Source organism: Proteus sp. CD3 (assembly GCF_008808075.1).
Lineage (GTDB): Bacteria > Pseudomonadota > Gammaproteobacteria > Enterobacterales > Enterobacteriaceae > Proteus > Proteus appendicitidis.
On sequence record NZ_CP019686.1, the window covers coordinates 532,336 to 548,837 of the forward strand.

The window sequence follows — 16,502 nt, forward strand, 5'->3', positions numbered from 1 at the left end:
TTGCTTAACCATGTGTACACAAACTCTTTTTTCTCAATTTAATAGTCAAATAAAGACGGTTATTACAGCCACGATTATTGTCTTTATTCTTTGGGGTATCTCCATTACCGCCGTTTTAGCCGCGGTACCGAGTAATTTACCGACTCAAGAAAGCATTCAAAACCAGCTTAATTTATTAAATAAGCGCAGTGAATTAAGTGCAGAAGATAAATTAACTATCACAGATCTCGAACAATCGCTTTTATTGCTTGATGATATTCAACAATTAGAGAAAAAATCGACAAGCTACAATAAAACAGTCGATCAATTACCGGAAAAATTACGTAGTACACAATATCAACTTGAACAATTAAAACAAAAAATCGCTAATAAAGAAGCCGACGATTATAAAAAATCATTAGAGGCTTTACCGCTTACAACATTAGAATCTCAACTTGAAACGGTTTTACAGTCATTACAAAAGTCTCAAGATGATTTAGCTAACTACAGTAATGAGCTTATTGTATTACAAACACAACCTGAAAGGGCGCAATCTGTTTTATTCGGCAATTCAGAAAGACTGCAACAAATAAGAACCTTGTTGAATAAAAGCAGTGCTGATAAAGCACAAATGCGCACTTCAGCAGTGCAATTGTTGCAATTAGAACAATATTATCTTCAACAACAAAATAATTTTCAAAAGCGAACTCTCCAATCAAATGTACAACTGCAAAGCTTATTGCAACTACAGCGAGATTATAGTTCTGCTTATATCGACCTTTCACAAGAGCATGCTCAACTACTTCAAGATGCTATCAATGATAAACGCTTAGATAGCTCGGAAGAAACTGCCAAAGAAGCCCAAAGTACAGGGCTTGAGAATCAGATCATTAATAACGATCCATTTTATTTGGTACAAACAGAAATCAATAAACAGCTTAGTGATAAGTTGATTGTTACCACACAAAACAACAACGATTTAAATCGCCATAGCTTACTCGTAAAGAATCGTTTAGATAGAGCCATTCAATCTGAACGCAATTTAAAAGAACAAATTGATGTGCTTAAAGGCAGTTTATTACTGTCACGTATTCTGTTTGAAGAACAAGTTGATTTACCCGATGGTATATTTATTAATAACTTGCCGGATAAAATTGCTGATTTACGATTAGAACAATTTGAAATAAACAAGCAACGTGATCAAATCATTCAACCTAATGTTTATATTGATCAGTTGATGAAAGAGTATCAATCAACACATCCTGAAACTACAGATGCCAATGCGCAAAAAGAGTTACGCAATGCTTTAGAACTCTTAATTGATGCCCGTAGAGAATTGCTCGATAAACTGAATAACCAATTAGGTAATCAAATATCGGGTTCGATTAATCTCCAAATGGATCAGCAACAATTACGCAGTGTGGTCAGTTCACTGGAAAACACATTGGCTCAGCAAATTTTCTGGGTAAGCAGTAATAAGCCGATTAATCTTAATTGGTTTGCAGTATTTCCGACTCAAGCGGTTGCCGAATTTCAAGGTTTTAAACTTAACTGGTCAAATGAAAATCTGTTGATCGGGGCTAAGAAATCACTTCCTGTACTTATTGCACTTATTTCGTTCAGTTTGTTGATTATTTGGCAACGTAAAAAGCTAGATATGCAATTTGAAAAACTGAATGCGGATATTAATAAGCTTAATAAAGATTCACAGCTGCATACACCATTAGCATTAGGGATTGTATTTATAAAAACATTACCCCTTTCTTGTATTGTATTAGCAATAGGGTATTGGCTAATTAATAGCTTTAATGTGCAGCAAGAATTTATTTGGTCTTTTGCATGGCAATTTGCGGTATTTTGGCTGATGTTTGAATGGTCTTATCGCTTAATGTCTGACAATGGTGTTGCCGTAAAACATTTTAAAATTCCTCTCGAACGTGTTCAGCAAAATCGTAAACGTTTATTACGCTTATCACTGCCAATGTTGCCAATTATTCTGCTTTCAGCTTATGGCATTAATAATCCATTGCTGTTAGTGGGGGATGTTATTGGGCAATTAGTTGCGATTATTTCATTATTTGGTATTAGCCTGTGTGCGCTGCCATTTTGCCGTGAAATATGGCAAGAAAAGGGTAATCATGTTGTTAGAACGGTCGTCATTACCTTATTAACGTTTTCGCCGCTTATTTTAATGGGATTAGTTATTTTTGGTTATTACTACACAGCATTGCGTTTAGCAAATCGCTGGATTGACAGCTTATATCTGCTCATGCTGTGGTTTATTGCTTATCATGCAAGCTTACGTGGCTTAACTGTTGCGGCTCGACGTCTCGCCTATCGTCGCGCTCTTGAACGTAGACAAGCTATGTTAAAAGAGAAAAAAGAGGGCGAAGATAACAGCCTAGAGCCTATTCAAGAACCACCAATGGATATGGATCAAATCAATCAGCAATCATTAAGACTGACAACGATGATTTTATTTATCATCTTTGCGTCTAGTTTCTATGGTATTTGGTCTGATTTTATTACGGTCTTTACCTATTTAGATGGAATAACGCTCTGGAGTTACACTTTGCCGACAGAGCTTGGTAATGTCGTTAAAGCGGTTACTGTTGCCGACCTATTATTGTCTGTTTCTATTATGGCAATTTCTTGGTTTATGACCCGAAATTTACCGGGTTTATTAGAGGTATTAATTTTATCTCGTATAAAACTGCAACAAGGGGCTTCTTACGCGATCACAACCATTTTAACCTACATTATTATTGCTATCGGAACCATCGTATCACTGGGAATATTAGGTGTCGCCTGGGAAAAACTGCAATGGTTAGCGGCCGCTTTAACGGTTGGTTTAGGGTTTGGTTTACAAGAAATATTCGCAAACTTTGTGTCTGGTCTAATTATTTTGTTCGAAAGACCCGTCAGAATTGGCGATACGGTTACTATTGGTACTTATTCCGGTACGGTTAGCCGAATTCGTATTCGGGCGACGACAGTGACTGATTTTGATCGTAAAGAAGTGATTATTCCAAATAAAGCGTTTGTGACCGAACGACTTATTAACTGGACATTATCTGATACGGTGACACGTATTATTATTCAAGTTGGTGTCGCTTATGGCTCTGATCTCGATAAGGTCAAAGAGATTTTAATGAAGGCGGCTAAAGATAATGTCAGAGTGATGACGGAGCCAGAACCGGTGGTATTATTTACTGAGTTTGGGGCAAGTACGCTGAATCATGACTTGCGTTTTTATGTCAGAACATTAGGTGATAGAAGTATTGCAATAGATGAAGTTAACCGTGCTATTGATAAGTTATGTAATGAAAATAATATCAATATTGCGTTTAACCAACTTGATGTCTATTTACATAATAAACAAGGTGATGAAGTACAAGAGATAAAACGTCCTCTTGATGGTTCAACACCTGAAGCCAATACACCTTTTGCTTAATTAAAGGGATGAATGAGTAGATTGTGCTGCTAATTTTTTTTCATAATCTTGGCGCACAATCTCAAGGGCTTCTAGTGCAGTTTTAGGATCAATATGGTGGCTTTCAAGTAAATAGATAAGATCGACTGCCAATTGAACAGACTCTGGTGCTTCTTTTAAACTCATTATCACCTCCTTTAAAATTTATCTTCTTGTTTCTCAATGCTCTTTTCGATAGAGAACAGGGCGTTTTTGCAGCGAGCAAGGCGATTTTCAAGAGCGGCAATCTCTTTTTGCAACTCTTGTTGCTTCATAAAGCTTTGTGCTTGCGTTAATGAAAGTTCTCTATCTTGGATCATGGCTTGTAATCGACGCTCATAATCCTGATGTTGGGCAAGCTTTTGGTATAAATCGACACTTTTTTTTCGTTGAGTAAGCTGGTTCTCTTGCTTTCTTAGTGTTTGTGTCGATAATTCACGAGTTAATGCTTCAATTTGTTGTAGGATTTGTGTGGCCAGAAATTTAACCTGCTGGCTTCGTTGTGCCTCAACACAAGCGATTAACTGGATAAAATTATCGCGGATCTGTTGCATATAGCCACCAAGGGAATCACTTCGGCGGTGGAATAGTGCTGTGTCGAAGCAAGGTGCTGCAATTTTTTTGTTTGCAATAGGCGCCACTGTTTCGGCTAGATTGTCTATCTGTTTTTTAAACAAGCTTAAAGGATCGGGTTTATTCATCTGGTTCTTGTCCCTGTTTTGATAAAAACATGAATTGACTTAAAGCAACAAAAAAGAGTTGTTAATTGGCTTTCTGTTGCATTTTAACGGCATATTGCATAGATTCTATCGTTTCGTTTTTTATTATGGCACTGATTATGACTGCTAACGCGCAACAACTGCAATTTATTAAAGACAGTATTGAAACCATTCCTGATTATCCAAAAGAAGGGATATTATTCCGTGATATCACTACATTATTAGATAATCCTGCTGCATATCAGGCAACCATTGATTTATTGGTAGAACACTATCAAGGTCAGGGTATCACTAAAGTCGTGGGTACCGAAGCGCGTGGCTTCCTATTTGGTGCTCCTGTCGCTTTACGCCTAGGTGTTGGTTTTGTTCCTGTTCGTAAAAAAGGTAAATTGCCTCGCGAAACGCTCAGTGAAACTTATGATCTGGAATACGGCACAGATACTTTAGAGATCCACAAAGATAGCATTACGGATAAAGATAAAGTATTAATGGTTGATGACTTACTGGCAACAGGTGGCACCATTGAAGCAACTGCTCGTCTGATCCGCCGTTTAGGTGGTACTGTGACAGAAGCTGCATTTATTATCTGCTTACCTGATTTAGGCGGTATCGAACGCTTAGAAAAACAAGGTGTTCACAGCTTTACACTGGTTGATTTCCCAGGACATTAATATCTTCACTGTTTAGAGAAGAACGCATTAAGTTCTTATCGTAAACACAAGTAAGAGTGCGGGTGTTTATATCTCATTTATAAATATTTCTATTTTTATAAATATATATTGTTGCCCGCACAATTGTTACCTCTTACTTTATCTTAAATTTCTGCTGGTTCTTTCATCAATATCTCATTTGTTTCTTACAGATCTCGCTCAATAGGTCGCCCCTGTGTTAGCATAGAGATAAATCTCGTTCAAATTTAGCGGAATCAATGAGCTATCAGGTACTTGCCCGTAAGTGGCGCCCACAAACTTTTAACGATGTTGTTGGTCAACGTCATGTGTTGACTGCTTTAGCTAATGGTCTAGATCATCAGCGACTTCATCACGCCTATCTTTTTTCTGGCACAAGAGGTGTCGGAAAAACCACTATTGCCCGATTATTTGCCAAAGGGTTGAATTGTGAAACAGGTATTACGAGTAAACCTTGTGGCCAATGTGCAAATTGCCTTGAAATAGAACAAGGGCGTTTTGTCGATTTAATTGAAATCGATGCGGCATCTCGTACTAAGGTAGAAGATACTCGTGAACTGCTGGATAATGTGCAGTACGCGCCAGCAAGAGGACGCTTTAAGGTCTACTTGATTGATGAAGTTCACATGCTTTCTCGTCACAGTTTTAATGCGCTACTAAAAACATTAGAAGAACCACCAGAGCACGTTAAATTCTTATTAGCGACGACTGATCCACAAAAACTACCGGTGACGATTTTATCGCGTTGTTTGCAATTTCATCTGCGAGCATTAGATATTGACCAAATTGCGACACAGCTCGAAAAAGTGCTATCAGCAGAGCATATTGAAAATGATGTAAGAGCGCGTCAACTTATTGCACGCGCTGCCGATGGCAGTATGCGAGATGCATTAAGCTTAACAGACCAAGCTATCGCAAGTGGCGAAGGTGTTGTCAGTGCGGAAGTGGTTAGCCAAATGCTTGGCACGATTGATGACGCTCAGCCTTTAGCATTGATTGAAGCGCTAGTAAAAGCGGATGGCCAACAGGTCATGTCGCTTGTTAATGAAGTCGCTTCAAGAGGTACTGACTGGGAAAATTTCTTGGTGGAAACACTCTCATTACTGCATCAAATTGCGATGTTGCAGTTATTGCCTAGTGAAGAAAATCCTCAAGAGCAATTTACTCAAGAACGCCTACGCTTATTGGCTAAATCTGTTTCTCCACAAGATTTACAGCTCTATTATCAAACCTTATTAGTAGGACGAAAAGAACTGGCTTATGCGCCAGACAGACGCATGGGCGTTGAAATGACGCTGTTACGTGCGCTGGCTTTTCATCCTAAAACAGTGATTGATGAAATACCTTCTGCGCCATTAGCACAGACGTTACCTTCAGCATCATTGCCTACAAATAGAAAGTCTGAACATTATGCTCCACAAACGGCGCAGACTCATTCGCCTCAAATGGCTCATTCATCTTCTTCACCAATAGAAAATAGTGCTTCGCTCAGCAATAGCCCCGCAGCACAACTTCTAAGGGCAAGGCAGGCAATAAAGGGGACGGAACAACTAACCCCGCCAAAAAAGTCTGAACCGGCGACGCCTAATCGGGCTAAGCCGGCTGCTAGTGCATTAGAGCGGCTAGCAGCCGTGAGTGAAAAACGCCAGCAAGCAGCGAAGCGTCAGACTAATGCGCCTGAAAAAAAGAAAAAAGAAGAGTATCAGTGGCGTCCGCAAAACCCAGAGCTAATGTCAACGCAAGAGGTTGTTTCTTCACCAAAAGAGATCAAAGAAGTTCTCGAATATGAAAAAACGCCTGAATTAGCAGCAAAAATTGCGAAAGAGTCACAAGAAAGAGATGCGTGGGCTGCTGAAATTGACAAAATGCCGCTCCCTAAATTGGTACAACAACTGGCATTAAATGCGTATAAAGAGACGGTAAGCGAAGAAAACGTTATTTTGCATTTACGAACTAAACAGAAACATTTAAATTCAGCAAATACGTTACGCACGCTTACTAATGCGTTAAGTGAATTGCATGGAAAAGCAATTTCACTCACAATTATAGAAGATGATGATCCAGCGGTAAAAACACCGTTGGAGTGGCGACAAGCCATTTATGATGAAAAATTGGCGTTATCGCGTCAATCGATTATTACGGATAAAACGATTCAAACATTACAGCAATATTTTGATGCTGAATTGGATGAAGAGAGTATCCGACCTGTTTAATCGCAACATGTTGTATGACTTCATACTGTGTGGCTTTTACAAAGAGAGACAATTATGTTCGGAAAAGGTGGTTTGGGTAATCTGATGAAGCAAGCCCAACAAATGCAAGAAAAAATGCAACAAATGCAAGAAGAGATCGCTAACTTAGAAGTGACAGGTGAATCTGGCGCTGGCTTAGTTAAGATCACTATCAATGGTGCTCATAATTGCCGTCGTGTTGAAATCGATCCTAGCCTGCTAGAAGATGACAAAGAGATGCTGGAAGATCTGATTGCTGCTGCCTTTAATGATGCTGCGCGTCGTATTGATGAAACACAAAAAGAAAGAATGGCCTCTGTTTCTAACGGTATGCAATTGCCACCAGGCTTTAAGATGCCATTCTAATGCAAACCAGCCCACTTCTTGAATCATTAATGGAAGCGTTGCGTTGTTTACCCGGTGTCGGGCCTAAGTCAGCGCAACGAATGGCTTTCCAACTACTTCAACGCGATAGAAGCGGTGGTATGCGACTTGCACAAGCACTCACGCGTGCAATGTCTGAAATTGGTCATTGCTGTGATTGCCGAACTTTTACTGAAGAAGAGCGTTGCACCATCTGTGCGAATGTTCGCCGTCAGCAAAATGGGCAAATTTGTGTTGTTGAAAGTCCTGCGGATATTCATGCTATCGAGCAGACAGGGCAGTTTGCGGGTCGATACTTTGTTTTAATGGGGCATTTATCCCCTTTAGATGGTATTGGACCTATGGATATTGGTTTAGATAGACTTGAAGAGCGCTTAAGCCAAGAGACTATTTCAGAAGTGATCTTGGCGACAAACCCGACCGTTGAAGGTGAGGCAACAGCCAATTATATTGCTGAAATTTGTGCTCAGTATGATATTTCGGCTAGCCGAATTGCCCATGGGGTTCCTGTGGGAGGTGAACTTGAAATGGTCGATGGTACAACGCTTTCGCACTCTATTGCTGGACGCCAAAAAATCCACTATTAACATCATAAATAGTTTATTAAAAAGCACCTTTTACAAGATGTAATAAGGTGTTTTTTTTTCATCTGAAATCATGAAAACACTCTCAAATTTAATTTAAAACATCGAGTTTTAAACCTTAAAGCTTATTTTTTATCAGAAATATCTTTATCTTCACTTTATTGCTTTTTTCTTTCTGATGAATTTTGCGTCTTTATGTTACATTAATTACTATCATGAAAAATAATAACTGAATGATGGAGCATCTTATGATCCCAGACGTAGCCTTGGTTGATAATAGTGAACAAAGAACCCCTCTGATCTTAGTACTAGATAGCTCTGGCAGTATGTATGGTCAACCTATTCAACAACTAAATGAAGGGCTTAAATTACTCGAACAAGAGCTTAAAAACGATGTAATTGCGGCTAAACGTGTACGTATTCTGGTTATTGAATATGGCGGATATGACCAATGTACGGTTCATGGTGATTGGAAAGATGCGATGGACTTTACAGCGCCTGTTTTAGAAGCTAATGGCACAACGCCGATGGGGCAAGCCATTACGCTCGCACTTGAAGAAATAGAAGCTGAAAAACAGCGGTTTAAACAGGCGGGTGTTGCTTATACTCGTCCTTGGCTATTTTTAATGTCTGATGGTGTTCCGACAGACCAATGGGAACAGGCTGCACAGCTTTGTCGTCAAGCAGAAGAAAACCAAAAAACAGCGGTATTTCCTATTATGGTTGATGGTGCATCAGCAGAAGTCATGGGAAGCTTTAGCCGTAATGGTGTTAATGGTGTGAAAATGCTTAAAGGGCTGCAATTTAAAGAACTGTTCTTGTGGCTAAGCGCCAGTATGCAGGTGGTTTCTCAATCAACACCGGGTGGCACAGCACAATTACCTTCAACTGATTCTTGGGCGAGTGTACCTGTTTGATGAATGATTGGTTAGCTTATGGGGCATCTGTGACAGGTATTGCCCATCAAGAACGTAAAATTCCCTGTCAGGATGCTTATTTTATTCGTCGTAAAGGTGAATATCTTATCGCTGCTGTTTGTGATGGCGCTGGCTCTTCTCGTTATAGTGAACAAGGCGCTCAGCTCGTTGCCCGGTTATTTACGCTACGTATTACAGAGTGGCCAAACATTGATTTGTTAACCGAAAAACAGATAACCCAAGGGGCTAAACAACTTATTGAAGATATTCGCCTCCAACTGGCTGAATATGCAGAAATAAAGCAGTGTGCGCTTAATGAATATGCATCAACACTGGTTGCATGTTGGGTTGGTGATGATAGTGGCTATTTATTCCATTTAGGCGATGGTATTGCCGTGGTGGAGTATTGCGATGGTACAAGTTATGTATCACAGCCTGAAAATGGAGAATATGCGAATCAAACTTGGTTTGTGACGTCAGAAAATTGGGAAGCGCACTTACGCGTTATTCCCCTAAATAAACCGGTAAAACAGGTTATTTTGATGTCTGATGGTGTACAGCCTTTTGCGATGAATAAAGCGTGTGATGCCCTTTATGAACCGTTTATTACTCCTGTGATCCGTTATTTAAAAACAGTATCAGAAGATAGCGGAAGTGAGGCATTAGCAGGGACTTTAGCTGATCCTCGAACACATTCAATCACCGGCGATGATAAAACCTTAGTTATTTGTATCAGGGATGAAGAGTTGTGGTAAAGGCAAAGAAACAGAAACCAAGCAAACCTATATCGACACAACTACTATCGACACAGCTACAAGATGAAAATGGTAAGATTTATCAAATAGGTACTTTGATAAAAAGCGGTGGTGCGGGCAGCGTTAGCCATATTAATAATGCACCTTTCCAAGTCTCAAAAGTTTACCATGATAAAATTGATAAAGCTTATTATCTGAAAAAGATCACGGCAATGCAGAAGTTAGAACCTGCATTAAAGCCCGTTTCTGTTAACGATACGCCTATTATCCAACTCGCATGGCCTCAAGCTCGTTTATACAATAGCCAAAAACAATTTGTTGGCTTTGTGATGCCTGAACTTGATGTCAAAAATACGATTGAGTTGGAGTATATTCTTCAAGAGCGCCAAGCCAAAGCTCATGGTTTACCCACGGGAATGGGTGCGAAAGTGAGTCTTGCATATAACCTTTGCTCGTTGATTGATGCTTTGCATCAGCAAGGGCACCGTATTATTGATATGAAACCGCTGAATTTGCGGTTTTATAAATCAAGTCTGTATATGTCTCTTCTCGATTGTGATGGATTTAGTATCCAAGGTGAGAATGCACGCTTTCCTGCTGGGCAATTTACCGTTGAATATCTTGCCCCTGAGTTTCAAGCAAAACAAACGGTTCCAGAATCTCAAGAAGAGTGGCAAGACCGATTTGCCTTAGCCGTTATTATTTTCCAGTTGCTTAATTTTGGTATTCATCCTTTTAGTGGTCGTCCTAAAAATGACACTGTACCTACAGATATTCCAAGGCGTATAGCAGGGCGTTTTTATGGTTATGGCGTAAAAGCGCATAATTTGATCACCCCTAATGTCGCCAGTGGACATAAACAATTACCCGATAAACTCAGAACACTCTTTGATAAAGCCTTTTCAGGCACACCTTCGCAAAGACCAAGTGCAAAAACATGGACGACAGCACTTTATGAATATGCACAGCCTGAAAAGCAACAATTAGTTATTTGTCAAAAAGATAAAAACCACCAGCATTTTGCAGGTAAAGCTTGCGCAGCTTGTGCAAGAGGGGCGAAGTTACAGCAAGTTGCAATTACTCAAAAACAAAACCAAACGCAACGCGAGCAAATTCGTCAAAAACGAGTACAAAATGCGAATATTCGACAAGCGCCAGCACAAGCTACGCCAGCGAAACCTATTCAGCCTCCAGCGATATTTATTGCAGTTAAAAATGCAATAAATAAAGTACCCAAAGTCGTATTACATACCGCTATTGCCATGATAGTCCCTGTGTTGTTGGGATTATTGCTGATGAATTTTATTCCACAAGGCGCCAGCGGTAGTTTAGGCTCTAGCTGGGTTACTGATTTAATTAAAGCTGATTATATTGAACAAATATTAATAACGATGCTGAGTGTGATGTTTTTAATGATTTCAGCCATTATTTTGTTAGTTATTTTTGTTTTTCCTTCCATGCATATTTTGAAAAGAAAGCCATAGGTTAGGGAAATAACATGAAAAAAAGAATAAAGCTGATCCTGATTATTATTGGCGTTATAACATTACTGTTTCCTTTTTGGTTGCCAGCTTTTTTAGTTTCAACCTTTAGTTTGATTGATAGTTTTAATAGCAAAATTCTCCCCTCATCTGTGCGCTTTGATGAGCGTAATTTCTTGCTGGGAGTATGGCTAGGCTCTCTTATTATGACGATTGTTATGTTATTGCAATCGTGGCGAGCTAAAAATATTTACTATTTATGTGGTGGTGGACTCGTGCTTTTAATGGCACTGGGTGTGTCATTATCGGTGATCCCAACAAATGAATTAGAAGATCGCCGTCGTTTTGTTTTACAAAATATCGAACAATCAGAATGGCAAAATTATCATTATCTTGTTGTTAATAGCGAAAATGAGATCCGTAACGTTATTCGGTCTAATCAACCGAAAGCGCTGGCATCGATTAGCGCTATTGAGAAAGCGCGAATTACTTTACCAGGATTGGATTATTTTAGCGATGATGTGACTGAAGCGATAAAAGCGAAAGAGGCTTATTTAGCTCATACCAAAGGAACGTCAGAACGTGCGGAAGCTGTAAAAACACTTAATTTTTATGGTGGCTGGCTATTAAATCAACCTGATATTATGGTTGCTCAGGCATTAGCTTCCCTTTCAACTAGTAATGATGCTCAATTAACGCAATCAGGTATTAATGTTATTGCTGTTGCGCCGTTATCGCCTGAGGCATGGCAAGTTTTAGCACTGACTTATATTGCTCATCGTTCTGTGGATGCACAAATTGAAAAAGCGATGTTAGCGTTAATGGTGGCAGATACGCTCAAACTGGCTAAGCAAGCTCATGATGATATTTCAGCGCAACAATTATTGAAAAAAGCAATTTCAGAGCTTACTGAAAATCAGCGTCAGATTTATCAGATATTACAAGCGCGTGTTATTGAAGATCGTTTTTATCGACAAAATAGCCTTCCGCCAGACGATGTTACAACGTTGGCAAATCAACGATTACCAGTGAGTAACGCAATTTATAATGATTCAACCACTTATATTGAAATGCAATCAATGATGGGAAAAGAGTATCCCGGAGAAGTTTTCGTTGAATCACCTAATGAAGTGAAAAACTTAACTGAGATCCGTTATCCAACAATCAGAAAATATATTCCTCATGCAGATGTTATTTTATCCGTTGATGTTGATCCTCAAGGGCGCATTTCAGGGCTTTGGGTACAAAACAGTAGTGGTGTTGATGCGTTCGATAATAAAGCAGTGAGCGCCGCTCGCCATTGGCGTTTTATGCCAAATAAAGACGGATATCGTCAACGTGTAACCGTTCGTTTTGAAAGTACCCGTCTTGGTTGGAAAGAGTATGCCGTTAAGCAACAATCAACATTAATAAAATTGGTTAAAGCTTACGCAAGACAAGATGCTAAAGAGATAACACTTACCGAAAATGTTTATTCAGAATTGAAAAAACAAGCGCCAGAATTAGAAAATGAAAGAGAAGCAACTCGTTCTAGCTATGATCCTTATGCTTCTTATTACCCTAGATTATCTCAACGACAGCAAGAAAAGCGTGCTGCGTTACAAGCCATCTTAAAAGAGTTACAGGCATTGCCTAATGGTAAAAATAACCATGAAAGCTGGGATAACAGTATTCGCTTTTTAAATGAAAAACTCGCTCTTCATCAAGATAATGTTGATATCGTGAGAACAGTGGCACGTTTTGAATTGCAATATTACAACGTAGGAACCAACAACTTAGCCAGTTCTCCTAAAATTTATCCGCAAGATAAAGAGTATTGGCAAACCTTATTATTGAAGGCGCGTACTCATTTTGAACAGGCTATTGCATTAGAGCCTGATCGTGAAGATGTCTGGTTAGGCTGGGGCATTACATGGCTTGATGAAGATCCCGAAATTGCAGCTGGTGCATTTGCTAAAGCATCACAGCAAAAATCAAAAGAAAGTGTTGGTGTGCTGATGCAAATGTTAGAAATGCGTATGGTAATGAATACACTTGAGGGCGCTCGCTTAGAACGCTATCAAACCTTACGTGCAAGAATGGATATGCGTTATTTACCTGAAGGTATTGAAGTTAAGCCTTCAGATGATTATCTCAGTGATGATTTAACTCAAATTCAATTGGCTCAGCGTGTAATACCCGCGTCAGATCCGAATAGTAAAGTGATACGTAAGCCGTTAAACAACAAAGTTGTTGAGCAATCAAACCGAGCATTTAGTATTGATTTTTCATCGGCGAATATTAACGTCAGTGATCAGGCATTACCGAAAGTGAATGCCCCTGATACAGCAGCTAAAACAGGGGAGATGATCTTACAACTTGATGTGGACCCTCAAGGCGTTCCTACTGTGGTGTTATTGAAATCTGGCAGTGGTGACATGAGCATAGATAATGCCGTTATTGATGCTGCATACCAATGGCGTTTTAATGGTTCACCTACCCGAAAAGGTAATGTGCTTTTAATATCAGTTCAATTTAGCCAATAATTACCATTCAATTAAATAATGTTATAAAAACCCTCCTTTTTTGTTAGTGAAAAGGAGGTTTTCTTCTATTTTGTGAGTTTCTAACTTATTGAAAGAAATAAAATTGTTACCTAGATCACAAAAAAATAGCCTTTTCAAAAAGACAGAACCACTCAACTCAGAAAACAGACCGCTTAATTCGTTATACAACCGCTAAGCGATTTTGTCACACTGTTCATATCTCATTCTTCTTATTATGTAGTAGCGGGCAGTTGTCTCTCATATTCGCTCAAATCATTCTCAGCTGTCCCGCATTACTCTTTGGCTGTTCGGTCTTGCCTGAAAAAAAGGTGTCTCATGAACAAAAATGCATTTTTAAAGCACGTACCTTGGGTGATCCTCGGGATTATCGGTGCTTTTTGTCTTTCAGTGGTTGCACTTCGCCGTGGTGAACACGTCAGTGCGCTATGGATAGTTGTTGCTTCTGTTGCCGTTTATTTAGTTGCTTATCGTTATTACAGTCTTTACATCGCTCAAAAAGTGATGAAGCTTGATCCAACTCGAGCAACACCTTCTGTTGTCAATAATGACGGTTTGAACTACGTTCCGACTAACCGTTATGTTTTATTTGGTCACCACTTTGCGGCTATCGCGGGTGCCGGTCCTTTAGTCGGACCTGTTCTTGCTGCGCAAATGGGGTATTTACCGGGGACGCTTTGGTTATTAGCCGGGGTTGTGCTTGCTGGTGCAGTACAAGACTTTATGGTGTTGTTTATTTCAACACGCCGTAATGGTAACTCACTTGGTGAGATGATAAAGAAAGAGATGGGTCCTATTCCGGGTACTATCGCTTTATTCGGCTGTTTCCTTATCATGATCATCATTCTTGCAGTGCTTGCGCTTATCGTTGTTAAAGCATTAGCAGAAAGCCCATGGGGAGTGTTCACTGTTTGTTCAACAGTACCCATTGCCCTGTTTATGGGTATCTACATGCGCTATATCCGTCCGGGCCGTGTCGGTGAAGTCTCTGTTATCGGTATTGTATTACTGATTGCTGCGATTTGGTTTGGTGGCGTTATTGCTCACGATCCATACTGGGGACCTGCACTAACCTTTAAAGATACAACCATCACCTTTGGTCTTATTGGTTATGCTTTTGTTTCTGCATTACTGCCAGTTTGGTTGATCCTTGCTCCTCGTGATTACTTAGCGACGTTCCTGAAAATTGGGGTTATCGTTGGGTTAGCGGTTGGTATTGTTATCCTAAACCCTGAACTGAAAATGCCAGCGGTTACTCAATATGTCGATGGTACAGGACCATTATGGAAAGGGGCTTTATTCCCATTCTTATTTATCACTATCGCTTGTGGTGCCGTTTCTGGTTTCCACGCACTGATTGCTTCAGGTACAACACCTAAGCTTATCGCTAATGAAATGGATGCGCGTTTTATCGGTTATGGTGCAATGTTAATGGAATCATTCGTTGCGATCATGGCATTAGTTGCTGCATCTATCATTGAACCCGGCCTGTATTTTGCAATGAATACACCACCAGCAGGTTTAGGTATTACTATGCCGAACCTTCATGAATTAGGTGGTGAAAATACAGCAGTTATTATGGAGCAGTTAAGAGAAGTTACTGTGCATACTGCTGCAACGGTGAGTTCATGGGGCTTTGTTATTTCGCCAGAAGAAATTCTACAAACAGCGAAAGATATTGGGGAGCCTTCTGTATTAAACCGTGCTGGTGGTGCGCCTACCTTAGCTGTTGGTATCGCGATGGTATTCCATAAAATCATTCCTGCTGCGGATATGGGCTTCTGGTATCACTTTGGGATCTTGTTCGAAGCGCTCTTTATTTTAACGGCGTTAGATGCGGGTACACGTTCTGGTCGCTTTATGTTCCAAGACTTGTTAGGTAACTTTATCCCTTACCTGAAGAAAACAAACTCGTTCATTCCGGGTGTGATTGGTACTGCGGGTTGCGTAGGATTATGGGGATATCTGTTATACCAAGGTGTTGTTGACCCATTAGGCGGTGTTAAGAGCTTATGGCCACTGTTTGGTATTTCAAACCAAATGTTAGCAGCAGTTGCTCTGGTATTAGGTACTGTTATCTTAATTAAGATGAAACGTACTAAATATATCTGGGTGACAGTGATCCCTGCAGTATGGTTATTAATTTGTACAACATGGGCATTAGGTCTGAAACTTCTCAGTGATGATCCACAAATGGAAGGTTTCTTCTACTTAGCAAATGAATACAAAGCGAAGATCTTAGCTGGTGGTGCTGACTTAACTGCGGCTGAAATTACCAATATGAATCATATTGTAATTAACAACTACACCAATGCTGGCTTAAGTATTCTGTTCTTAGTGGTTGTTTACAGCATCATTTTCTACGGTTTCCGTACCGCAATGAAAGCGCGTAAAAACCCAGAAGATACATCACAAGAAACACCGTATGTTCCTATGCCAAAAGATGTAAAAGTGTCCTCAGGTCACTAATTTAGGTAGATAGGTTAAACCCCCGTGCTGGCTTGCCAGTACGGGGCTTAGGAGAAACTTATGTTTGGTAATTTAGGACAAGCTGGAAAATATCTAGGACAAGCAGCACGTATGCTAATAGGTATTCCTGATTACGATAATTATGTGCAACACATGAAAGATAACCATCCAGATAAGCCTGTTATGACCTATAACGAGTTTTTCCGTGAACGTCAGGAAGCCCGTTATGGTGGTGGTGATGGTAAAGGCGGTTTTCGCTGTTGCTAATGATCCGAAAAG

At 39.8% G+C, this 16,502-nt stretch carries 13 protein-coding genes; 11 read left to right on the forward strand and 2 right to left on the reverse strand.

What is annotated here, in order from left to right:
* The first annotated feature begins 10 nt into the window (after nucleotides 1–10).
* Nucleotides 11–3,433, forward strand: a complete 3,423-nt coding sequence (mscK, locus tag BTA34_RS02355; protein WP_151434337.1) for a mechanosensitive channel MscK — start codon at nucleotides 11–13, stop codon at nucleotides 3,431–3,433.
* Here mscK and rsmS read toward each other — a convergent pair whose 3' ends face one another.
* A complete protein-coding gene (rsmS, locus tag BTA34_RS02360) occupies nucleotides 3,434–3,598 on the reverse strand; it encodes a pleiotropic regulatory protein RsmS (RefSeq protein ID WP_102949409.1) in 165 nt (54 codons plus the stop codon).
* A gap of 11 nt (nucleotides 3,599–3,609) precedes the next feature.
* The gene (gene priC, locus BTA34_RS02365; protein ID WP_151434338.1) at nucleotides 3,610–4,152 is read right to left on the reverse strand and encodes a primosomal replication protein PriC; all 543 of its coding nucleotides are present in this window, start codon (nucleotides 4,150–4,152) and stop codon (nucleotides 3,610–3,612) included.
* Nucleotides 4,153–4,289: 137 nt separating this feature from the next.
* On the opposite strand from priC, the gene apt reads away from it, so the two are divergent.
* The 10 genes from apt to BTA34_RS02415 all read left to right on the forward strand — a co-directional run bounded on the left by apt (nucleotide 4,290) and on the right by BTA34_RS02415 (nucleotide 16,490).
* A complete protein-coding gene (apt, locus tag BTA34_RS02370; protein ID WP_036932856.1) occupies nucleotides 4,290–4,841 on the forward strand; it encodes an adenine phosphoribosyltransferase in 552 nt (183 codons plus the stop codon).
* A gap of 257 nt (nucleotides 4,842–5,098) precedes the next feature.
* Nucleotides 5,099–7,072 (forward strand): DNA polymerase III subunit gamma/tau, encoded by a 1,974-nt coding sequence (gene dnaX / locus BTA34_RS02375; RefSeq protein WP_151434339.1) that lies wholly within the window; start codon nucleotides 5,099–5,101, stop codon nucleotides 7,070–7,072.
* Nucleotides 7,073–7,126: 54 nt separating this feature from the next.
* Nucleotides 7,127–7,456 carry a YbaB/EbfC family nucleoid-associated protein gene (locus BTA34_RS02380; RefSeq protein WP_023580840.1) on the forward strand — a complete coding sequence of 110 codons (330 nt, stop codon included), beginning with the start codon at nucleotides 7,127–7,129 and terminating at the stop codon, nucleotides 7,454–7,456.
* Complete coding sequence (gene recR / locus BTA34_RS02385) at nucleotides 7,456–8,061, forward strand: recombination mediator RecR (protein ID WP_109371667.1); 606 nt, start codon at nucleotides 7,456–7,458, stop codon at nucleotides 8,059–8,061. The genes BTA34_RS02380 and recR overlap by 1 nt, the downstream gene beginning before the upstream one ends.
* A gap of 245 nt (nucleotides 8,062–8,306) precedes the next feature.
* On the forward strand, nucleotides 8,307–8,975 hold the full coding sequence (locus BTA34_RS02390) for a vWA domain-containing protein (RefSeq protein WP_265576159.1): 669 nt from the start codon (nucleotides 8,307–8,309) through the stop codon (nucleotides 8,973–8,975).
* Entirely contained in the window at nucleotides 8,975–9,730 is a 756-nt protein-coding gene (locus BTA34_RS02395; RefSeq protein ID WP_151434341.1) for a PP2C family serine/threonine-protein phosphatase, read from the forward strand. Before BTA34_RS02390 ends, BTA34_RS02395 begins: the two co-directional genes overlap by 1 nt.
* The gene (locus BTA34_RS02400) at nucleotides 9,724–11,214 is read left to right on the forward strand and encodes a DNA-binding protein (RefSeq protein ID WP_151434342.1); all 1,491 of its coding nucleotides are present in this window, start codon (nucleotides 9,724–9,726) and stop codon (nucleotides 11,212–11,214) included. Before BTA34_RS02395 ends, BTA34_RS02400 begins: the two co-directional genes overlap by 7 nt.
* A 14-nt stretch (nucleotides 11,215–11,228) precedes the next feature.
* Nucleotides 11,229–13,736, forward strand: coding sequence for an energy transducer TonB family protein (locus tag BTA34_RS02405; protein ID WP_151434343.1), 2,508 nt, complete (start codon nucleotides 11,229–11,231; stop codon nucleotides 13,734–13,736).
* A 336-nt stretch (nucleotides 13,737–14,072) separates the two neighbouring features.
* Nucleotides 14,073–16,223 (forward strand): carbon starvation CstA family protein, encoded by a 2,151-nt coding sequence (locus tag BTA34_RS02410; RefSeq protein ID WP_151434344.1) that lies wholly within the window; start codon nucleotides 14,073–14,075, stop codon nucleotides 16,221–16,223.
* A gap of 60 nt (nucleotides 16,224–16,283) precedes the next feature.
* Nucleotides 16,284–16,490: a YbdD/YjiX family protein gene (locus tag BTA34_RS02415; protein ID WP_004245057.1), complete on the forward strand. Its 207-nt coding sequence runs from the start codon at nucleotides 16,284–16,286 to the stop codon at nucleotides 16,488–16,490.
* The last annotated feature ends 12 nt before the right edge of the window (nucleotides 16,491–16,502 follow it).